At 42.0% G+C, this 20,655-nt stretch carries 18 protein-coding genes and 1 pseudogene; 6 read left to right on the top strand and 13 right to left on the bottom strand.

All coding sequences use genetic code 11. The features are described from left to right. Nucleotides 1–85: 85 nt before the first annotated feature. From QZ407_RS08855 to QZ407_RS08820, 8 genes are all read right to left on the bottom strand, one after another. The gene (locus QZ407_RS08855) at nt 86–805 is read right to left on the bottom strand and encodes a pyridoxine 5'-phosphate synthase (protein ID WP_295769894.1); all 720 of its coding nucleotides are present in this window, start codon (nt 803–805) and stop codon (nt 86–88) included. 89 nt (nt 806–894) lie between these two features. Beyond that, nucleotides 895–1,788, bottom strand: a complete 894-nt coding sequence (locus QZ407_RS08850; protein ID WP_295769891.1) for a glycerophosphodiester phosphodiesterase family protein — start codon at nt 1,786–1,788, stop codon at nt 895–897. A 143-nt stretch (nt 1,789–1,931) separates the two neighbouring features. Next, nucleotides 1,932–3,323 carry a calcineurin-like phosphoesterase family protein gene (locus QZ407_RS08845; protein WP_295769888.1) on the bottom strand — a complete coding sequence of 464 codons (1,392 nt, stop codon included), beginning with the start codon at nt 3,321–3,323 and terminating at the stop codon, nt 1,932–1,934. Between the two features lie 51 nt (nt 3,324–3,374). After that, nucleotides 3,375–4,868, bottom strand: a complete 1,494-nt coding sequence (locus QZ407_RS08840; RefSeq protein ID WP_295769885.1) for a DUF5689 domain-containing protein — start codon at nt 4,866–4,868, stop codon at nt 3,375–3,377. 35 nt (nt 4,869–4,903) lie between these two features. Further along, on the bottom strand, nt 4,904–6,418 hold the full coding sequence (locus QZ407_RS08835; protein ID WP_295769883.1) for a SusD/RagB family nutrient-binding outer membrane lipoprotein: 1,515 nt from the start codon (nt 6,416–6,418) through the stop codon (nt 4,904–4,906). 10 nt (nt 6,419–6,428) lie between these two features. Further along, nucleotides 6,429–9,863 carry a SusC/RagA family TonB-linked outer membrane protein gene (locus QZ407_RS08830; RefSeq protein WP_295769882.1) on the bottom strand — a complete coding sequence of 1,145 codons (3,435 nt, stop codon included), beginning with the start codon at nt 9,861–9,863 and terminating at the stop codon, nt 6,429–6,431. Between the two features lie 111 nt (nt 9,864–9,974). Further along, the gene (locus QZ407_RS08825; RefSeq protein WP_295769880.1) at nt 9,975–10,994 is read right to left on the bottom strand and encodes a FecR domain-containing protein; all 1,020 of its coding nucleotides are present in this window, start codon (nt 10,992–10,994) and stop codon (nt 9,975–9,977) included. A 79-nt stretch (nt 10,995–11,073) separates the two neighbouring features. Continuing rightward, a complete protein-coding gene (locus tag QZ407_RS08820) occupies nt 11,074–11,643 on the bottom strand; it encodes a sigma-70 family RNA polymerase sigma factor (RefSeq protein WP_295769878.1) in 570 nt (189 codons plus the stop codon). A 331-nt stretch (nt 11,644–11,974) separates the two neighbouring features. Here QZ407_RS08820 and QZ407_RS08815 point away from each other — a divergent pair, with 331 nt between their 5' ends. From QZ407_RS08815 to QZ407_RS08800, 4 genes are all read left to right on the top strand, one after another. Continuing rightward, nucleotides 11,975–13,180, top strand: coding sequence for a serine hydrolase domain-containing protein (locus QZ407_RS08815; protein ID WP_295769875.1), 1,206 nt, complete (start codon nt 11,975–11,977; stop codon nt 13,178–13,180). Nucleotides 13,181–13,274: 94 nt separating this feature from the next. Then, the gene (locus QZ407_RS08810; protein WP_295769873.1) at nt 13,275–13,580 is read left to right on the top strand and encodes a YbaB/EbfC family nucleoid-associated protein; all 306 of its coding nucleotides are present in this window, start codon (nt 13,275–13,277) and stop codon (nt 13,578–13,580) included. A 66-nt stretch (nt 13,581–13,646) separates the two neighbouring features. Then, complete coding sequence (locus QZ407_RS08805; protein WP_295769871.1) at nt 13,647–14,324, top strand: metal-dependent hydrolase; 678 nt, start codon at nt 13,647–13,649, stop codon at nt 14,322–14,324. Between the two features lie 104 nt (nt 14,325–14,428). Then, on the top strand, nt 14,429–15,181 hold the full coding sequence (locus tag QZ407_RS08800) for a 2-phosphosulfolactate phosphatase (protein WP_295769868.1): 753 nt from the start codon (nt 14,429–14,431) through the stop codon (nt 15,179–15,181). Between the two features lie 53 nt (nt 15,182–15,234). On the opposite strand, the pseudogene QZ407_RS08795 reads toward QZ407_RS08800, so the two are convergent. The 5 genes and pseudogenes from QZ407_RS08795 to QZ407_RS08775 form a co-directional block, all read right to left on the bottom strand. Further along, nucleotides 15,235–15,951: pseudogene (locus QZ407_RS08795) on the bottom strand (DUF4349 domain-containing protein). 163 nt (nt 15,952–16,114) lie between these two features. Then, entirely contained in the window at nt 16,115–16,444 is a 330-nt protein-coding gene (locus tag QZ407_RS08790) for a nucleotide pyrophosphohydrolase (RefSeq protein WP_295769865.1), read from the bottom strand. A 47-nt stretch (nt 16,445–16,491) separates the two neighbouring features. Next, on the bottom strand, nt 16,492–16,950 hold the full coding sequence (gene dtd / locus QZ407_RS08785) for a D-aminoacyl-tRNA deacylase (protein ID WP_295769863.1): 459 nt from the start codon (nt 16,948–16,950) through the stop codon (nt 16,492–16,494). A gap of 98 nt (nt 16,951–17,048) precedes the next feature. Next, nucleotides 17,049–18,485 (bottom strand): pyruvate kinase, encoded by a 1,437-nt coding sequence (gene pyk, locus QZ407_RS08780; protein ID WP_295769861.1) that lies wholly within the window; start codon nt 18,483–18,485, stop codon nt 17,049–17,051. Nucleotides 18,486–18,551: 66 nt separating this feature from the next. Beyond that, nucleotides 18,552–18,974, bottom strand: coding sequence for an IPExxxVDY family protein (locus tag QZ407_RS08775; protein ID WP_295769859.1), 423 nt, complete (start codon nt 18,972–18,974; stop codon nt 18,552–18,554). A 156-nt stretch (nt 18,975–19,130) separates the two neighbouring features. Between QZ407_RS08775 and QZ407_RS08770 the strand changes: the two genes are divergently transcribed. Continuing rightward, complete coding sequence (locus tag QZ407_RS08770) at nt 19,131–19,367, top strand: acyl carrier protein (RefSeq protein ID WP_008508386.1); 237 nt, start codon at nt 19,131–19,133, stop codon at nt 19,365–19,367. A 20-nt stretch (nt 19,368–19,387) separates the two neighbouring features. After that, the gene (gene fabF, locus QZ407_RS08765) at nt 19,388–20,641 is read left to right on the top strand and encodes a beta-ketoacyl-ACP synthase II (protein ID WP_295769857.1); all 1,254 of its coding nucleotides are present in this window, start codon (nt 19,388–19,390) and stop codon (nt 20,639–20,641) included. Nucleotides 20,642–20,655 lie beyond the last annotated feature (14 nt).

Below are 20,655 nucleotides of genomic sequence, written 5' to 3'. Positions count from 1 at the left end.
CAAAGGTAAAACGTATTTTTAATCACCGTACCATTTAAATGTCATTAAAATTGGAGAGTGAGTTGACAAATGAATACATGGGTTATTAAGAACCGAGACGCTGCAAATACATCTGTATAGTATTTTCTAAACCAAAATATAGGGCATCGCTTATGAGTGCATGGCCTATACTTACCTCCTGCAAACCAGGCACATGCTCGGCAAAGTATTTTAGGTTTTTAAGGTCGAGGTCATGACCGGCATTTATTCCTAAACCAACTTTCTTGGCCATTTCAGCAGCTTGTATGTACGGTGCCGCGGCCAGTTCTATACCCTGATGATAGTGGCTGGCATAGGCTTCGGTATAAAGTTCAATACGGTCTGTACCGGTTTCGGCGGCAGCTTCAACCATATCGTTCAGCGGATCTACAAATAAGGATACCCTGATGCCCTCATCTTTAAAGCACTTTACCATATCCTGCAAATAGCGTTTGTGGGTTATGGTATCCCAACCATGATTAGAGGTTAGCTGATCTGTTGCATCAGGAACTAAAGTTACCTGATGAGGCTTAACGGCCAGTACAAGGTCGACAAATTTTTTCTCGTCGCAATTACCTTCAATATTAAATTCGGTAGTTACAATGTCTTTCAGGGCATAAACATCACTATAACGTATATGGCGCTCATCAGGGCGCGGATGTACTGTTATACCTTGTGCACCAAAGCGTTCACAGTCTTTTGCTACCTGTAAAAGATCAGGGTTGTTACCTCCGCGAGAATTACGGAGCGTGGCTACTTTATTGATGTTTACTGAGAGACGTATCATTGCGAGCAAATATTATAAATGTATACTGCTTAAACAATGCAAACGTATTTATAATTACTTTTGATTTAGGAATGATAAAATTGCTGTAATTACTTCACCAGTAAATTAGGATAATCAGAAATTATCCCGTCAACACCCAAAGCTTTCAATGCAGCAATTTCTTCAGAAGTGTTTACGGTCCACGGTACTATTTTAATGCCTTGAGCATGGCATTGCTGTACCATATTGGCAGTAACCAACTTATAAGCAGGGCTAATAATGTAAGGCTTGTAACCAAGTTCGGTTATATACTCATCTACTGATTTCGGACTATCAACCAAATAAGAGGTTTTTACCTGCGGATATTTTTGATGAAGCAATTGTATGGTACGCTTATCAAACGATTGTACAACTACATAAGGTGTTATTTTTTTGCGCTCAATAACTTTTATCAGTTGTTGCACAAACTCTACGGGTGCAGGGTTATAAATATGATCGCCTTCAGGCTTGCTTTTAGTTTCAACGTTATAAAATATCTGTGGCTTGCCTTTGGCCTTGAGATACTGCTGAACGCTATCGATTACGGCCTCCAGCAATGGAATATATACCTTAATTTTCTTTTGCTCCGGAAACTTGCTGTAAGGTTTGCTGCCAACATCAAACTTTGCAATGTCGGCATAATTCATTCTGAACAGTGCCTGTTGGTGGGCTTCATCCTTACTCATTTCTTTACCATCAGGCGTAAGGGTAAATAAAGGGTTAAATGTATCATCATGTGATAGAATCACCTTACCATCGGCTGTTATGTGCGTATCCATTTCAAGCGTGGTAACACCCAAATCAATAGCGTTCAACATAGCCGGAATGGTGTTTTCAGGCATCAATCCCCGGCCGCCGCGGTGAGCCTCAATATCAAATTTGGGAAATGCCTGGGTTGCCTTTTGCGCAAAGGCGCTTAGGCTGGCGAGTGAAATAATAGCTATGCCGGTCAGATGCTTTTTCATATAGATATGTATAAACTGGTAATAAAAAATGTCATTCCGAAAGACAGCGAGGAATCTTGTTCGAGGATGCGGTACGTATGAACAGGATTTCTCGCTATCGCTCGAAATGACAATGCGGGCATATTTATGAGCTGTAAAAGGTTCTACGCTTCTATTTCGCGCTCATACTTATCGCCAAAGCGGTCAGTAGCCACTACTTTTATTTTCTTGCCTTCTTTCATTTTGGCAACAAACAGGTGCTTGGTTTCGCGTGGCTCAGGGAAGGTACGGCCGGCCGGTAATTTATCGCCCAGGTACAGCTTGGTAGCTATTGGATCAAGGCCGGGCTCGTTTTTCATCACACCTTTATATTGCCCGTCTATCCAGTACTCCACCTTCCATTTCGGATCCCAGTTATACACATTGGCAAATGCTTTTCCTTCCTCGTCAATGTGTAACGATAACTGGTTCGATTTATCGGTATCCATGCTCTTATAATACCACTTCATGTCGTTACCCTCAACGCTGTAAACAGCGTAACCGCGCGGACAGCCGTCTTCACAAACAGGGCCTGTCCACCATGCACCACATACGGTGCCATGATTATGTTCGTAAATATTACCGTCAACGTTGTTTTCGTTGTAGTGGGTATGACCCGACATGATATGCACGTTTTTAAACGGCCGTAGTAAGCGGTACAAATCTTTATTGTTTTTTACCTGATTGTAAACCGGTATATGCAGGCAAATAATGAGAAGTGCATCCTTTTTAACGTACTGTAAATCTTTTTCAAGCCATTCCAGCTGCTCTTCAGTTATATAGCCGTCATACTCGCGTTCGCGGCCCAAGTAGCGTACATCATCGATCATTACGTAGTGTGCCCGGCCACGGTTAAATGAGTAGTAAGTAGGTCCGTATTGCTTTTTGAAGGTACGGTCTGAAGTTTCATCGCCGCCCTGGCGGTAATCCATATCATGATTACCTAAGCCCTGAAAGAATGGCACACCAATTTGGCCAATGGCTTTGTCATAATCATTGAAAAACTCAAGGTTGTCCCAGGCTAAATCGCCCACTCCTATACCATGCACCAACTGACCGGCTAATGATTCAACTGTTTTACGGGTATCGGGTACTGATTGCGCCATCATTTGAGCAACGTCTTTTTTGTTACGCACCTGCGGATCGGCCCAAACAATGAAGGTATGTTTGTTATCATTTTGCTTTAGCGGCACCAGCTCAAAGTTCAGATTATTGCCCTCACTTAAACGACGGTAATGCCGGGCAATAAATTTTTCGTGCGGAAACTCATAACCCGATGGTATGCTGATAAAAACAAATTCGGCCTTTGGAGCGGGAGTGAGTTGATAGCTTCCATCGGCACGGGTAGGTACAATACTAAACCCATCTGAAATGAGCACATTAGCCAAAGGCTTTCCGTTAGCAGTTACCTTACCAGTAACCGCCGCCGGGCGGTTAAAGCCAAAGGTATTTCTAAAACGAAGGGTTAACGCGCCGGTAATAACCAGCGACCGTTGTATGAATAATCTGCGGTTCATAGTGAATAATTAAGCCAGGCAAACCTTTACAAATTTGCCTGGCTGAACGTATTAATTTACAATTTTGGTGAAGGTATCGCCAACCTCTAAAGTGGTAACTGGCGATGTAGGGGTTAATGGTATACTGGTTAAAGTTCGTGGTGTAGTCCACCTGCCTGATACGGCATCGTACACGCCACCCAACTGTACAAAGTTTTCGTTTGCAGGCAGTCCTAATTTTTGCGTATTGGTACCTGAACCGTAGAAGTTTTGTAGAGCTCCACTTATAGGGTTAATAGTGCCATAGTAATCGGTATTGGTAACACGGTAGCCAATTTCGGGCGGACCAGCCGAGTAAAAGTTACCGGCACCACCGTACATAATAACATCTAACGGCACCGTTGACCCATCAACAGTAGTGCCTTGAAACACAGCTATACCAGCAATGTTACCGCTGTTAGCAAGCAGATTAGTTGTAGCGGTACCAAAATCGGCACCGTTCACATTAGAGTATAATGTGCTGTTTGCCCAAACAGAACTGCTCATATCAGTTGAATTTGCTCCGAAGATATTTTTGTTGCCGCCTACATAAAAATACTGTCCTTTTTTAACTGTTCCGGATGTAAGGTTAAATTTATAAGAACGTGTGCCACCAATAGCCCAGCCGTTAACCGGTACCGGACCCGAACCTGCATTATTACAAGTAACCAACGAAAAATTAGTAACGGCAAAATCAATATCGCGCGTGGCTTTAAGTTGTATATACTCATAGTTATTATCAGCACCAGTTGGATTGGTTAGGTAGCCGGTTATGATTACTGCTGATGGCCTTATTAGCGGTAATGGACGAATTTCGTTTATACGGCGTGGCCACAGTTGTATTTTACCATCAGTACCGGTAACTGCTATACCTATAAAATTTGCGTTGGCCGGTAATTGGGTAGTGGCAAATGTTGCATTAGCTTCGGTATGCAAAGTCATTTTTGCGAAACCGTCATTTATAACTTTATCTCCGGCATAAGTATCACCTGCTACAGGTTCCGGTTCGGTTATGGCATTGCTTATTGATATCAGTGTACTCTCATAACTATCAGGGGCAGCTGCAATGGCTGCAGTGTTTGCCGCACGTACGTTATAAGAATTTACACGCCCAAGCTTGGTTACGTTAGCTTCCGGAACATTGGTAACCGATAAAGTACCATTCACCCGCGTTAAAGTTGCACCCGTTACAACAACCTGTACCGAATCACCGGCCTGGTAATTAGTTGCGGCAGCGCCCATAACCACACTTATTCCCCTTAAAAGTTTATTACGGCCGTAGTTTTGTATAACTACTTTACCTGATGGTTGATTACCCTGTGCAGGTTCAGATATAACAACGCCAACAAATTGCTTGGCGCCGCCAAGGTTTTCTTCATTTAATATAACATCACTACCCTTGTAAACTGCCCGTAAATCTAAAACAGCTATGGTAGGCCCCGGTACACCGCCGGGATAATTGTCTTTTTTGCAACCGGCAAAAACTGCCGCTGCAATTACAATCATAAACAAATGTATCTTTTTCATTATGTCTTGATATTTGTAATTACTTAAGTGAATAATTAAGGCTTTTGCCACCAAACCTGTGTGCTTATCACATCAGGGCCTTGTGCCGCTACAGCAAGCTTGTAATTAACAGGGTTGGCTGATTGCAGGTAAACCGGGTAGGTTAACCTTGCAGGCATTACACCGTTATTACGCAACCCGTTGCCTTTAGGCAAAATGGGGTGCCCCGTACGGCGGTACTCAAACCACTGCTGAAAATCAGTGTAAAACATGGAGTAATATTTTTGCAGGTGTATAAGCTCCATTTTCTGATCGATGGTAGCATCATTTTTCCAGGCAATGTCTGCTCCCTGCAGGTAGGTATCAACATTGAAAACGTAGGTTGGAAGCCAAAATGTTATACCTGCAGTTACACCGTTTTTATAGTAAGTTTCGGCAGCATTGCTTATCCAGCCTTTGGCGGCAGCCTCGGCCAGCAAAAACTGTAATTCCGAAAAGTTCATAATGTTACCCATCAGTGGCTCTGTCATGAGGGTTGTTGGGAAATTACTGTCGGTTGCATAAAAGTATGACTTACCGACCGTACCCTGACCAGGTGCATAACCACTCGGGATACCTACAAACGCTCCCTGATAAGGTGCAATTGACCAACGGTTTTGTGCTATACGCGGATCATTCCAGGTGGTGAGGTTACCAATAAAAAATTCGGTAATTGGCTGTGCTCTGAAATCCTGAGCCCTTACATTACCTATGTTGTTACCAACAAAAGGTGAAGTTAAAAAGTTAGTACCTGTCCACCTTAGCACCGCAGCATCATCATTGCTGGCCATAATAGGGTAGTCAGTAGCTTTTGTATCAACGATCTCCCTGATTTTAGCTATACACTGTGCTGATACCTCTGCTTTGCCCGAAAGGCGCATCAATAAACGCAGGTATAAGCTATTTCCAAAACGGCGCCATTTAGCGGCATTACCACCATAAACGGGGTCAATAGCACCTCCCGATATATTTGAGCCTTTGCCAAGTCGGGTATTAGCCTCTTCAAGCTTGTTGAAAATGTCAAGGTAAATGTCTTTCTGCCTGTCAAACCGTGGGGTGAAAATCACGCTGTCGCGTGCCTTTCCGGCTTGGAAATAAGGCACATCACCATAGGTATCGGTAAGCAGTGATGATATCCAAGACTGGCATATAAGTGATATACCCATGTAGGTTTCATTGTAGTTTGGCTCAACGCTGGCAACGCTATATATATCTTTAAAATTTACCAGCTGTGAGTACCAGCCATTCCAGGTATAATCACCAACGCTGTTGCGTATATCATACCTGAAAATACGTCCTTCGCTATCGCCTTGGTCAACAGTAACCTGCATTAGCTCATTGTTTACCGTGCGGCTGCGCAACATATTGTATGATACCGTATTTACCAGCGATGGACCTAATAACTGCTCGGGTAATACGTTTGTTAATCCGTTAGGATTGGTATTAATATCGATAAAGTCTTTTTTACACGATGTAGCAGCAATTGCAACACAGGCAATTATCAGCTTAATAAAGTGTGTATATCTTTTCATCTTAAAAAAATTATAAGCCAATAACTAAGTTGAAACCAAAGGTTCGGGTTGATGGGAATTGTGCCGTTTCAAAGCCCTGCACAATGTCAGTATCAGACAGGGTACCAAATTCAGGATCGAAAACAGGCCACTTGGTCCATATAAACAGATTTCGGCCGTAAACACCTGCAGTAAGGCGCTGTATGCCCAGCCTTGAGGTAAATTTGGGCGAGAAAGTATAATCAAGCCTGGCCTCGCGAAACTTTAGGAAGTCGGTTGAGAACGTATTCCCCTCAGCATTGTCAATACCGTAATGCGAGCGGTAGTAGTTATCAATATCATTAGCCACTACGTTGTTAGGACGGTAACTACCATCGGCGTTTTGAATTACACCGTTACCAATAATACCGTTATAACGACCCGGAAGCGTGTTGGTAGTTTTACCCTGCTCGGCAAGCTTGTAGTTTGTTAACGAATAAGCTACTGCACCATACTGTGCATCAAATAACACATTAAGGCTAAAACGTTTATATTTAAAGGTTTGGCCCATGCTTGCACGCCATTTTGGAATGGTATTACCCAGGTATAAAACCTCGCTTGATAATTTAGCATAGCCGGTAGCAGGATCGTAAACTATTTGCCCGTCAGGTGCGCGTACATAACCACGGCCCCACATATCGCCCATACTACCGCCAATGTTGGCTACAATTTGCCCGCCGCCTACTGGTCCGTAGCGTATAACAAATGCACTGTCAACCTCCTTTATAGTGTTTTTGTTGGCCGAGAATGTACCAAATACCGTCCAGCTGAATGATTTTGAGTTTTTAACCGGCGTACCGTTCAATGAGATTTCTATACCCTGGTTGTTTACCCTTCCAAGGTTCACCACAGCATTTTCATAGCCCGATGCCCTGTCTAAGCGGCGGGTAAGAATCTGATCTTTTGTGTTACCGCTGTACAATGCTATATCAAAACCAAAGCGGTTATCAAACAATTTAGCTTCGGCACCTACCTCAAAAGTAGTGGTGCGTAACGGCTTAAGATCAGGATTGGTTAACGAACCCGGATTAACCGTACCCGGATAACCCGTTGAAGTAGCGTAGTTAAATACTGTGCGGTAAGGTGTGGTACCACCGCTGCCTACCTGTGCAAATGAAGCTCTTACTTTAGCGTAGTTGAAAGCTGATGGCAGCTTAAATGCTTCAGAAGGCAGGAAGCTTACACTGGCCGATGGATAAAAGAACCCAACATTACTGGTACGTGTTCTGGTAGCCAGTGTACTGTTCCAGTCCTGGCGGGCAGTTAAATCTAAAAACAGGTATTCCTTGTAGCTTGTTGATAACAAGCCGTAAAAGCTGTTAAGCGCATAACGCTCTTTATACGGAAGCGCAATGCGGGTACCTCCTTTAGCGTTAGCCATAGTATACAGGCCAGGATAAACCAATGAGTCGGCACGTACCTCATCACGGTTGTAAGTGTTACGCAACATACTACCACCTGCCGTTGCTGTTACAGTTAAATCTTTATTTACTTTTTTGTTATAACGTAATAAGAAATCGCCGCCGGCTTCTTGCGAGAATATGTTTTGGGTACGGAATGAGCCTTTAGGGTATTTACTTCCGGCATCATACGGGCGCTCCTGGGCACGCATCTCATAACCCATATCAAGCGTTGCCCGCAGGCTTAAGCTTAACTCTTTGGTAAAATTGTAAGTACCCTGCAGGTTACCTGTAATTGAGTTACGGTTTGAGCGGTTGATGAACTCGTATGATACCGCATAAGGGTTTTCAGGGAATGAGCTGAAAGGGTAGAATATTTGACGACCGGTTTGACCGTTGCGCCAGTAGTTTTTCAACCAGTTTAAATCGGCATTTGGCTGCCAGAATATGTACCAGTACATTAATGACTGGTTACCATAACCTGCACCCGGCAAGTTATCGCTCGATTTGTTATTGTAGTTTACCTTTGATGATATCGCAAGCTTATCATTCACCTTAGTATTTACAGATAGTGCAATGGTATTACGGCCATAACCGGTATTTGGTGTAATCCAGCTGTTACGCACGTTGGTTGCCGAAAAACGGGCTGATGTTTTATCATTACCGCCATCAATACTTACCGAGTTGGTATAAGTATGTGCAGTTTCAAAAAACTGGCGGCTTTGGTTTTTGTAAGGCACCCAGGGCGTACGTACGGTTGACTGTGCCTGCGTTACCGGATCAAGCTGATAGAACATCTGACCGTCAAACTTTGGCCCGTAAGCCGAACTTGTTGCACTGGTGCTGGCACCATCGGGCCCGGCACCGAATGAGTAATAGTTTAAGCCGGCAGTTCCCTGGCCATATTCATACTGTAAATCGGGCCAGCGGTTAACCGTTTCCAGGCTTAAGTTTGAATTAATGGTTATACCCAAACCTTTACGTTTAGGACTGCCCGATTTTGTAGTTATAATAATAGCACCGTTAGCACCGCGCTGCCCGTACAAAGCCGAGGCACCCGGGCCTTTAAGCACAGTGACTGTTTCAATATCTTCGGGGTTTATGTCATTAATATTACTTCCGTAATCGGCAGGCAAGTTATCGCTCGACGTAGCGTAAACCGACTCGCCTGCGTTACCTGTACGCCTTCCGCTACCCTGGTTTATAACAACACCATCTACCACAATCAATGCTTCATTATCACCGGTAATGTTGTTTTCGCCGCGTAATATAATTTTGTTTGATCCTGTTGGTCCGCTGTTTGACCTTACCAGGTTCAAACCTGCTACTTTACCTGATAATGCATCGGTCCAGTTGTTAGAAAGTGCATCCGTCAGCTGTTCGCTTTTCACAACGGTTGCCGCATACCCTAATGATTTCTCTTCGCGTTTTATACCTAACGCTGTTACTACTACTTCTTGCAACTCACTTGCACCGCGCTTTAGGCGTACAACCATATTATTTTGGCTGCTGTTATATTTTGCAGTTTGAGAGGTGTAGCCTATGTAACCAACGGTAACCATACTGCCGGCCGGAACGTTGATGCTGAACTGCCCTGCGGTATTTGTTACTGCCAGTGTACGTTTTTGATCGTTACTGATAGTTACACCTATAAGCGGTTGCTGGTCATCATCATCAATTACGGTTCCTCTTATTACCACGTTATTGCGGCTCTCGGCAGCAACCAATAGAATGTTTGATCCTGATGGTTTAATAGTAAAATTTGTGCCTCTAAGCAGCAGGTTGAGTGTTTCCTGTACGGTGCGCTCAGCACGGTTTAACGTAACGGTACGTTTATCATTAAAAGCCGAGTTGTTGTAGCTGATTGTTACGCCGCCCAGCTTTTCAATTTGGTTGAAGGCTGCTTTAATTGTAATGCCGCCCGCCCCGAAAGTTATCTTTTTGTTAATGGTTTGCGCATACACATTAGCAAGCGCAAATGCCATTTGAAAAAAAACCACAATGGCCAATAACCATGATTTTTTCATATATTTACTTAATTTATACTTATTTAGTCGTGAGTTTAAATTTTTGGAGCCGGGAGTTGTTACCAGCAACCACCTGGCTTTTTTATTTAAAAAAAGGGATAAAGGAAAAGTCTATCTCATTATGCTTCCTCCTTTTTGATTGGTGTTTGTAAAGAAAAACTGATTACCCTTTTGCGTATAAGCAAGGCCGGAAAGCTCACTTAGGGTTTGCATTACCTGTTTTAGCGAAACATTATCAAATTTTGTTGTAAGCTTTACGTGCCCTTGCTCAGGGTCGGTAAAATCAATATGTACGCCGTAATGATGCTCAATTGATTGTGCAATATCTTTTAGGGCAGTATTGTAAAAGCTTAAGTCGTTATTTATCCAGCCGCTTACTGCATGTGCATCGGTTTGCCCAAATGCATATAAACCGTTAAGCGTGTTTATTTCTATCTGCTCATCAGGAGTGAGGTACTTTACCAGCTTTCTTTTTCCGTTTACTGTGGCCAAAACTCCAACCTTGCCGCTGTTAACGGTAACGGTTACTTTTTGCTGGCTACTGTAAGCTTTTACATTAAATGAGGTACCAAGTACCACGGTTGAAATTTTGCCGCTGTTTACTATAAATGGTTTGGCTTGATGCACAACATCAAAAAAAGCTTCTCCGTTCAACTGTACATTGCGGGTTTTGCCATCAAAACCCTTGGCAAACTTTATTTTGCTACCGCCGCTCAGGTAAACTACAGAACTATCGGGCAGGTAAACTTTTGTATGGCGGCCATTAACACTTTTCACTTCGGCATATTCAATTGATGTAAATGCGTTAAGCATGTGCTTATACCATGCTAATGTAGTAGTACAAACAGCCAGCAGGATTGCCGCTGCAGCAAGCCACTTATACCTTAGTATGCGGGTGTTTTTAGCTTTTAAAGGTTGATTTATATATTGCTGTATGCCAGCCCAGCTTTTTTGTTGATTAAGCGGCTGAGCGGTATAAGCTTTTGAAGCTTCAAGTATTTGAATGGTTTCACTAAACTGCGCAAGATTTGCAGGACTTTCCTCAATCCACTCGCGCAATTGCGTCAGGCCTTCATCGCTGATGGTCTTTTCAAAATAAGCTGTAATTAAACGATAGCTTTGCTCTTCCATTAATCTGTTTCTACACTAAAGACAGATTTAAGCAGTGCGTATACGTAGCGGATTACGTTATGAATGCGTTAAGAAATGGTTAATTACTCGCAGCCGAATTGTAAGAATCTTTTAATAACAGCCTGAGTTTTTTTACTGATTGATAAAGGGTGGTTTCAACCGTACGCACTGAAATATCTAAAATGGCTGCTATCTCGTGCTTGCTTAAATTATCAACATGGCTCATCAGCAACACTTCCCGCTGTGATGTAGGTAAGGTATCAATTAGTTTAAGTATTCTGTTGTATGACTCGCGCCCGGTGATAATGTTGAGTGGCGTGAGCTCATCTGCTATGTTACTTAACTGATGAGCTACCTCATCAATTGGTTCAACAACAAGTTTCTTTCTTTGTAATTGGTTAATGGAGGCGTTACGTATCGAAACCGATAGATAGCCTTTGACGTTTTGCAAATTGAGGTCGTTGCGGGTATCCCATAATTTCATAAACATATTAGCAACAACTTCCTCTGCTATCTCAAAATCTTTGGTGTAAACAGCACTTAGCTGGCACAAACTTTTGTAGTAACGATTAAATAAATTTTCAAGAGCCAAATGGTCGTCTACCTTTAAAAGGCCCACTAATTCCTCGTCGCTTAATTGCAGGTACATGCTTGAGTTCGTATGTTAAGATTTACCAATTACAAAATTGCCCACAGCATGTTAAGGCATTATTAATTACACATCATGCTTGCATTACTAATTTGGCAATTAATCTTACTCCAAACAGCGTTACTTTCTTCAACATGGAAGTTTTGATAATAAATTATAAATTTTGGCGGTAGAGGCGATTTTTAAAGTTACAGCTCTTAATTTTAAAGGATAGATAAATTAACGCAGGGCTAACAAATACTTAAAATGAAATAATTAAAACTTTTACTTTTTAACCGGATTATAATTTCTGATTTTCGCCATCGTTTAAATGCGAAGCCTCCTTTAGATAATGATATTGAACAAAATTGTCCTGGCCGGTACACTTGCCATTAGCGTATTGGCATCGTGTTCCAATTCTTCTTCAAAAAATGGTGTAAAGAATACCGACAAACCCTTTGAGCCTCAAAAGCTTCTTAAATACGACGCAAAAGATGCAGACCAGGAAGTGGATGCATTTATGCAACGCCTGCATAAAAAAAGTGCCTTTAACGGCAACGTTCTGGTAGCTAAAAAAGGTAAAATTATTTATGAAGGTGCTTTTGGCTGGGCAAATCATCTCACCCGCGACAGCTTAAAGCTCGACTCGAAGTTTGAACTGGCATCCGTATCAAAAACCATGACCGGTACCGCCATTATGATGCTTTGGGAACAAGGAAAGCTAAAGCTTGACCAGGATGTACGCGATTTTTATCCTAACTTTCCGTATGAGGGTGTAACCATACGCCTGCTGCTTACGCACCGCTCGGGCATGATGAACTATGTTTATTTTATTGACGGCCTGTACCGTAAAGAGCACCGCGATCAAAAAAAAGGCATTACAAACCAGCAGGTGATGAATTTAATTGCAGAGTATAAACCTGCACCGTTTAATAAGCCCAACGTGCGCTTTTTATATAATAACTCCAACTACATGGTGTTGGGTGCCATTATTGAAAAAGTTACCGGCATGCCATACGCTCAATTTATGCAGGAAAACATTTTTAAACCATCGGGCATGACGCATACAGCAGTTTACTCTAAAGCTGTTTATGATAAAATACCGGCAGATGTTGTAGGCCATGACCGTAACAGCTGGCGTTATTCAGTAGCGCAAAACTTTTTAGATGGTCCTGTTGGCGATAAAGGCATTTACAGCACCATCGGCGATTTATATTTATTTGACCGGGCGCTAAGGGCGGGCAGACTATTGAAACCTGCAACACAAGATTCAGCTTATAAAGCACAGGTGCAACCACTAATTCGTGGTCATTTTAGTTACGGATACGGTTGGCGGATATTTGAAAGCTCAAAAGACAAAGTAGTATACCATACCGGCTGGTGGCATGGCTTCAGGCATATATTTTTGCGCGACCTTAAAAACGATGTCACCATTGTGTTGTTAGGAAACTTAGTAAACGGCAGCTTGCTGCATTTAGACGACCTATTTAAAGCAACCGGTATGCCCGTTGTGCGTAAAGATGCATACAAAGGTACCGGCGAAACAGCAGAGGATTAACATTTATGAGTGGTTGATCAATCAGAAGCTTTGACTATCTTAACCGATGTTGACTTTACCAACCACCCATTAATCAACTTATAATTCAAACCATATGTTCGATAAACTATTTGAGGCTCAGCAAAAAGCTGGCGAAATGAAAAAACGCCTGGATGGTGTTACTGTAAGCGGCAGTGTTGAAGGTGGCAAAATAACCGTAACCGCCAATGCAAATAAGGTAATACAAAACATTGCTATTGACGAGGCTTTTATGAAAGAGGCCGATAAAGAAGAGCTTGAAGAGCTAATGGTATTAGCCGTTAACAAAGCATTAGAGCAAGCAGAAAACGTAAGCCAAACCGAGATGGCCGCCATGACAAAAAACATGTTTGGCGACTTAGGTGGCATGTTTGGCCAATAATCACAATAAATTTTGTGCTTAAACAACTACGCTATTATTTTGCTTTAAACATTAAACAAGCTAACTATGAAACTTACCTATTACGGCCACTCAACGGTTGAGATTCAAACCGGTGGTAAAACTCTGTTATTTGATCCGTTTATAACGCCTAATGAACTGGCAAAGCATATTGATGTTAACGCATTGAAGCCAGATTACATACTGGTATCGCACGGGCACGGCGATCATGTTGCCGACTTGCTTCCTATACAAAAGCAAAGCGGTGCCAAAGTAATTTGCATTGCTGAAATAGCCGGCTGGCTTGGAAATAATGGTGTGCCCGATGCCCATGGCATGAACATTGGCGGCAGCTTTAATTTTGATTTTGGCAAAGTGAAAATGGTATATGCCCTGCACTCCAGTTCGATGCCTGATGGCAGCTATGCAGGCGTACCTGCAGGCTTTGTAATTTACGCCGAGGGCAAGAAAATTTACTTTGCCGGCGACACCGCCCTTACCTTTGATATGAAATTGCTGGCCGAAGAAGAGCTTGACTGGGCTATATTACCTATTGGTGATAACTATACAATGGGTATTGAGGATGCTGTTAAAGCCTGTGATTTTATTGCCTGTAAAGATGTGGTAGGCGTACACTATGATACTTTCCCGGTTATAAAAATCGACAAGAACGAAGCAAAAGAAAAATTCCTTAAAGCCGGCCTTAACCTAAAGCTTCCGGCAATTGGTGAGAGCATTGAGCTATAATTAACGTTGCTTTAGCAATGTTATAAAAGCGGTAGACTGGCAAATTATCATAGAGATAAATATCTTTGCAGGCTACCGCTTTTTTAATTAAAACATAATAGAAATTGAATATCGAACAGGACAACCATCAACATCAAACTGCACCACAATTAGAAGTTTGCTTAACACCGGCTTTAATACCACTGTACAAGGTTGAAAACTCAATTGTGGTTATCATTGATATATTTCGTGCTACCACATCTATTTGCTATGGTATTGAAAATGGTGCCGAAGCAATTATACCTGTTGCCGAAGTAGAGGAATGTGCTGCTTACCGCGAAAAAGGTTTAGGCTACTTACTGGCTGCCGAACGTAACGGCGAGGTTGTTTCAGGTTTTGATTTCGGGAACTCGCCTTTTGCCTACACGCCCGAAAAGGTGAACGGTAAAACTGTTGTGTTAACAACAACTAACGGCACTCACGCCCTGCATTTATCGCGCAAAGCCAAGCGTGTGGTTATTGGCTCTTTCCTTAACCTTACAGCACTTTGCAACTGGTTACGAACACAGAATGAGAATATACTGCTGGTGTGCTCGGGCTGGAAAAATAATTTCAACCTGGAAGATACCCTTTTTGCCGGTGCAGTTGTAGATCAACTTAAAGATTTGCAGTTTAAACTGGATGACCCGGCCATTGCTGCCAATGACCTGTTTCAGCTGGGTAAAAACGATATTACCCAATACCTTAAGAAAACATCTCACGGCGAACGCCTTAAAAACCTAGGTATTGAAAAAGATATTGCCTTTTGCCTTCAAATAGATTTAACTACCGCTATCCCGGTATTAGAAGGTGAAAAATTAGTTAAACTTAGTGTATAGAAGAATATGATGCCGGTTTCACCGGCATCAATATTTTACATTAATACGTTGCTTTATGGCGCTGAAGTAATAACTTTTTTGCTTCTCCTTTTGCGTAACCAAATGCGCGCTAGCCATACAATTACACCAATAACCAATAATACAGGCCATAATGTTATTATACCAAAGAACAAGCCTTCAAGTAACTCCCAACTATCGCCAAGGGCACGTTTAAATTTATAGCTAAAACCATTGCCACTACCACCCTTAATGGCGGTCTCGGTAAAGAAGGTGACATCCAATGAACTGTAGGCAACTTGTTTATTGAGGTAGTTTAATTGTCCTTGCGTAGCTTCAATATTGGTGCGGATTTCGCTCAGTTTGTTTTCAACCTCCAGTACATCTGCCATTTTAGAGGCTTTTTGCAGCAGGTCTTTATACCGGTTCTCCAACAATTTTTGGTTGTTAAGACGGGTAGTAACATCAATTTACTCAGTGGTTACATCTCTCGACGATATATTTTTCGACTCAATGCGGTCAGCTGATGTTGATACGGTGTTCAAAAACTTTTCAAAGTTTTGAGCAGGGATGCGTACGCTCAACGTGTATTCTTTACGATTTACCTCGCTGTTGTTGCTTTCTCTTTCTTCCCCTACATAACCACCCAATCTTTTTAAGCTATCAGTAATAATCTTACGTGTAGCTTTTATATTATTGGTTTCAAAAACAATTGAGCCTTCTTTGATAATCTTTTTGTCTATGACACTAGTACTATTAACTTCGGGAGGCATCTTAACTGCATCTACCTTATCGGTCTCTCTAAGAGGAGAACTTGCCGGTGGAGGGGCCGCTAAAGCCATCTCCTGAGTTTGAAAATCAGCTTGTTTACTGTTGTTTTTACAAGCAAACAAAGTGTTGATTAAAAACAAAGTCCAAATTAACTGTCTCATGTAATTATGGTTTAAGTTTCTCGTTATTACGATGGCGCTCGGTATCGCGTATTGTTTTTTTGTCAAGGTTTTTTTCCAGTGCCTCGGTAAGGTCAATACCGGTTTGGTTGGCCAGGCAAATTAATACAAAAAGCACATCGGCCATTTCATCAGCCAAATTAACCTCGGTGTCCGATTTTTTAAATGACTGCTCACCATACTGCCTGGCCATAATACGGGCAACCTCGCCCACCTCTTCCATAAGCATAGCAGTATTAGTTAGTTCGTTAAAATAACGTATACCGGTAGTATTTATCCACTTATCAACCAGTTCCTGGGCCTCTTTAATTGTCATAGTTTAAAAATAGCAGTATTTGCTGCATTTGATGATTACAAGCGTTATTAAAAGTTATCCCTGTCTTTGGTATCCATCACAATAGTCACGGGCCCATCGTTAACAAGGCTTATTTTCATATCGGCACCAAATACGCCGTTTTGGGTTAGGTGGCCTGTAAGGTTATTAAGTATGCTTATCATTTGCTCGTAAAGCGGTATAGCCTTATCCGGCCGGGCTGCACGTATAAACGACGGACGGTTACCTTTTTTAGTTTGCGCAAACAGCGTAAACTGTGATACCAGCAGTATGCGGCCATCTACATCGGCTAATGCTTTATTCATGAGGCCACCATCATCACCAAACACACGCATACCCACAATTTTTTGAGCAAGCCATTGAGCATCTTCTATAGTGTCGGCATCTTCAATGCCTAATAAAACCAGAAACCCGGTTTTTATTTCACCGGTAATTTGCCCGTTAACGCGGCAGGAAGCTTCGGTAACTCGTTGTAGTACTGCTCTCATAAGTTGAGTATTAAATGCTCAAGTTGCAAAAATGTTGTTTATAAAAAAAGGCCGTTCTCTCAGCAGAACGGCCTTTCTATTTCATTAAACGTTAGTCACTATTCAATAACGCTTACTTTAATCATATTGGTTTTACCCTGAGCTGATATTGGCGTAGCGGCAGTGTTGATAACCACATCGCCTACTTCAACCAAATTCTCTGATTTAAGGATGTTGTTAACATCGGCAATGGTTTTATCTGTACTTTCTAGTTCATCGTAATAGAAAGCTTTAACGCCCCATACAAGGCTCAAAGAATTAAGCAACTGCCTGTTTGATGTAAAGATGTAGGTACTGGCTTTAGGACGATGGCTTGAAATTTCAAAAGCGGTGTAGCCCGAAAAAGTCATTGATACGATACCAACAGCGCCGGTATGCTCTGATAAATGCACTGCCGATTCGCAAACAGCATTACTTAAGCCATTAGCAGTTACGTTTTCACCGTAAACATCTTTAGCTTTATTAAACGGATAGCCAAGCTCTTCTACGTTACGAACAATTTTAGCCATCGTTTCAATAACAATTACCGGAAACTCACCTACCGACGTTTCACCGCTAAGCATAACAGCATCGGCCCCGTCTAATACCGAGTTAGCAACGTCATTCACCTCGGCACGGGTTGGGCGCGGGGTGGTAATCATGCTTTCCAGCATTTGGGTGGCTACAATTACCGGTTTTGAAGCTGCACGACATTTGCTCGCAATCATTTTTTGCAATAACGGAACTTCTTCCATGGGCATTTCAACACCCAGGTCTCCACGGGCAACCATCACACCGTCGGTAGCAGCAATAATCTCGTCGATATTTTCGATGGCCTCAGGCTTCTCAATTTTTGCAATAACGCGCGAAGCTTTACCGTTTTCGCGAATGATGCGTTTAAGGTCAATAATATCTTCGGCTTTACGAACGAAAGAAAGACCAATCCACTCCACATCGTTCTGTAGAACAAACTGCAGGTTAACCAAATCTTCCTCGGTTAAGCTTGGGATTGATACTTTGGTGTTTGGCAGGTTTACACCTTTACGTGATGTTAAAATACCACCGTGTACAACCTCACATAAAACGTTGTCTTTACGGTTGGTTTCAATAACGCGCAACTGTAATTTTCCATCATCTAACAAAATAATTTCGTTAACCTGTACGTCTTGAGGGAAGGTTTCGTAAGTGATGTAAATGTTGTTTTCGTCGCCAATACACTCGTTGGTAGTCATATTGATATGCTTACCATTAATAAGGTGAATACCGCCATCTTTAACCAGGCCTATGCGAATTTTAGGGCCTTGTAAGTCGGCCAGCATAGCAATGTTGGTTTTGTATTGCTCGTTAATCTCGCGAATGAGATTAATGGTTTTCTGGTGATCTTCGGGCTTGCCGTGCGAAAAATTAAGTCGGCAAACGTTTACACCCGCTTTCACCATAGCTAATAAAACATCTTTTTTTGCAGATGCCGGGCCCATGGTGGCCACAATCTTAGTTCGGTTATACGATAATTTCATATGTTGGTTTTATCTGGTCGTGTTAAATTAATGTTAGTGTGTAAATATTACACTTTTAAAACGCCGCTAAAATAACAGATTTTCCCGTGATTTTATCTTTTTAGGTTCAATCTTTACCGCGGCCATAATTTCGGGTATGCGATTTAGCTGGCTTATTACATTATTAAGGTCAGTATCATCAATAAAATTCTTGATCATAAAAAAGTAGTCCACCTCGCGCATTTCAGGTATTAAGAGGCCGTCAGAGCCTTTATTAGCAATAAAATAAAAATCGGTTTCGGTATTTTCCCAAACGTAATGGTAAATTGAAAACAGCGCAGGCTCGGTAATTCCCTGGTAAATATCAACGGCCAGGTCGGGTTGTTTTTTAAAATTGAAGTTGAGATATTTATTGATAAAGTGACAAACCCGGTAGTCTTTCAAAGGGGTATTGATAGCAATCAGAACGAAGTCCAGTTCTATCTCAAACTTTAAAACCTTTTTTGTCAAAACTATATATTAAATATTTTGAGTGGCAAAACTACTAACTGAAACCGTTGCATTAAAATTTTGTTGTATTAAGTGCGAAGATTTTAGATTTGATATTTAACTAAATTTATTTTTCTTTGCACAGAATTTTTATTTAATCATTTAACATAGATTATTATGTCTGATATCGCTTCAAGAGTAAAAGCAATCATCGTGGAAAAATTAGGTGTTGACGAAAGTGAAGTTACACCTGAGGCAAGCTTCACCAACGATTTAGGTGCTGACTCATTAGACACCGTGGAATTAATCATGGAGTTTGAAAAAGAGTTTAACGTAGCTATTCCTGATGATCAGGCCGAAACTATCGGTACTGTTGGCCAAGCTATTGCTTACCTGGAAAAAAACGTTAAATAAGCACTCCTCAATAATATTTAATGGAGTTTAAACGAGTAGTTGTAACCGGACTTGGTGCGCTTACTCCGATAGGTAATTCGGTTTCAGAATACTGGAACGGATTAATTAACGGAGTAAGCGGCGCTGATTTTATCAAAAGTTTTGACGTAATGCATTTCAAAACAAAATTTGCGTGCGAGGTTAAAAATTTTGATGCCGATGCTTTTCTGGGCCGCAAAGATGCCCGTAAGCTCGATCCTTTTGTTCAGTACGCTTTATACTCCACCGAAGAGGCGGTTAAAGATGCAGCGTTAGATTTTGAAAAGCTGGATACCAACCGTATCGGTGTGATATGGGGCTCGGGTATTGGCGGTTTAAAAACATTTTTGGATGAAGTGGTAAACTTTGCCAAAGGTGACGGTACGCCGCGTTTTAACCCGTTCTTTATTCCTAAAATGATAGCTGATATTGCCCCGGGGCACATCTCTATCAAATATGGCTTACGCGGACCAAACTTTACCACAGTTTCGGCATGTGCTTCGTCAAACAACTCATTGATAGATGCTTTTAACTACATCAGGTTAGGTAAAGCAAATATGTTTATCAGTGGTGGTTCTGAAGCTATCATTAACGAAGCCGGTATTGGTGGTTTTAATGCTATGCACGCTTTAAGTACCCGTAATGAGGACCCGGCAACGGCATCAAGGCCGTTTGATCTTGACCGCGACGGCTTTGTCGCAGGTGAAGGCGCAGGCACCATTATACTTGAAGAGTTAGAGCATGCCAAAGCCCGCGGAGCTAAAATTTATGCCGAAATGATGGGTGGTGGCATGAGTGCCGATGCTTATCACATGACAGCTCCACACCCTGAGGGTATGGGCGCTGCGCTAGTAATGAAGGCAGCACTTGAAGATGCCGGGATGACACCTGCCGACATTGACTATGTGAATGTTCACGGTACATCAACTCCTATAGGCGACCCTCAGGAGGTTAAAGCTATACAAGATGCATATGGCGATGATGCCTTCCGCGTTAATATCAGCTCAACCAAATCCATGACCGGTCACTTATTAGGTGCAGCTGGTGCTGTTGAAGCAATTGCAGCTATTTTGGCTGTTAAAAATGACATTGTACCGCCAACTATTAACCACTTTACTGACGATCCGGCTTTTGATTCGCGTATAAACTTTACGTTTAACCAAGCTCAAAAGCGCGTAGTTCGTGCTGCTCAAAGTAACGGTTTTGGCTTTGGAGGCCACAATGCATCAGTTATCTTCAAAAAATACGAAGAATAATAAAATCGTTTTAC

The sequence above is a fragment of the uncultured Mucilaginibacter sp. genome (assembly GCF_913773635.1).
Lineage (GTDB): Bacteria > Bacteroidota > Bacteroidia > Sphingobacteriales > Sphingobacteriaceae > Mucilaginibacter.
The sequence above is the reverse complement of the archived record's forward strand: the minus strand, read 5'-3'. Positions and strand labels throughout refer to the sequence as shown.

Bases quoted from the DNA above. Each gene is read 5' to 3' on its own strand.
- QZ407_RS08855 (WP_295769894.1), bottom strand. From the start codon at position 805: ATGATACGTCTCTCAGTAAACATCAATAAAGTAGCCACGCTCCGTAAT.
- QZ407_RS08850 (WP_295769891.1), bottom strand. From the start codon at position 1,788: ATGAAAAAGCATCTGACCGGCATAGCTATTATTTCACTCGCCAGCCTA.
- QZ407_RS08845 (WP_295769888.1), bottom strand. From the start codon at position 3,323: ATGAACCGCAGATTATTCATACAACGGTCGCTGGTTATTACCGGCGCG.
- QZ407_RS08840 (WP_295769885.1), bottom strand. From the start codon at position 4,868: ATGAAAAAGATACATTTGTTTATGATTGTAATTGCAGCGGCAGTTTTT.
- QZ407_RS08835 (WP_295769883.1), bottom strand. From the start codon at position 6,418: ATGAAAAGATATACACACTTTATTAAGCTGATAATTGCCTGTGTTGCA.
- QZ407_RS08830 (WP_295769882.1), bottom strand. From the start codon at position 9,863: ATGAAAAAATCATGGTTATTGGCCATTGTGGTTTTTTTTCAAATGGCA.
- QZ407_RS08825 (WP_295769880.1), bottom strand. From the start codon at position 10,994: ATGGAAGAGCAAAGCTATCGTTTAATTACAGCTTATTTTGAAAAGACC.
- QZ407_RS08820 (WP_295769878.1), bottom strand. From the start codon at position 11,643: ATGTACCTGCAATTAAGCGACGAGGAATTAGTGGGCCTTTTAAAGGTA.
- QZ407_RS08815 (WP_295769875.1), top strand. From the start codon at position 11,975: ATGATATTGAACAAAATTGTCCTGGCCGGTACACTTGCCATTAGCGTA.
- QZ407_RS08810 (WP_295769873.1), top strand. From the start codon at position 13,275: ATGTTCGATAAACTATTTGAGGCTCAGCAAAAAGCTGGCGAAATGAAA.
- QZ407_RS08805 (WP_295769871.1), top strand. From the start codon at position 13,647: ATGAAACTTACCTATTACGGCCACTCAACGGTTGAGATTCAAACCGGT.
- QZ407_RS08790 (WP_295769865.1), bottom strand. From the start codon at position 16,444: ATGACAATTAAAGAGGCCCAGGAACTGGTTGATAAGTGGATAAATACT.
- dtd (WP_295769863.1), bottom strand. From the start codon at position 16,950: ATGAGAGCAGTACTACAACGAGTTACCGAAGCTTCCTGCCGCGTTAAC.
- pyk (WP_295769861.1), bottom strand. From the start codon at position 18,485: ATGAAATTATCGTATAACCGAACTAAGATTGTGGCCACCATGGGCCCG.
- QZ407_RS08770 (WP_008508386.1), top strand. From the start codon at position 19,131: ATGTCTGATATCGCTTCAAGAGTAAAAGCAATCATCGTGGAAAAATTA.
- fabF (WP_295769857.1), top strand. From the start codon at position 19,388: ATGGAGTTTAAACGAGTAGTTGTAACCGGACTTGGTGCGCTTACTCCG.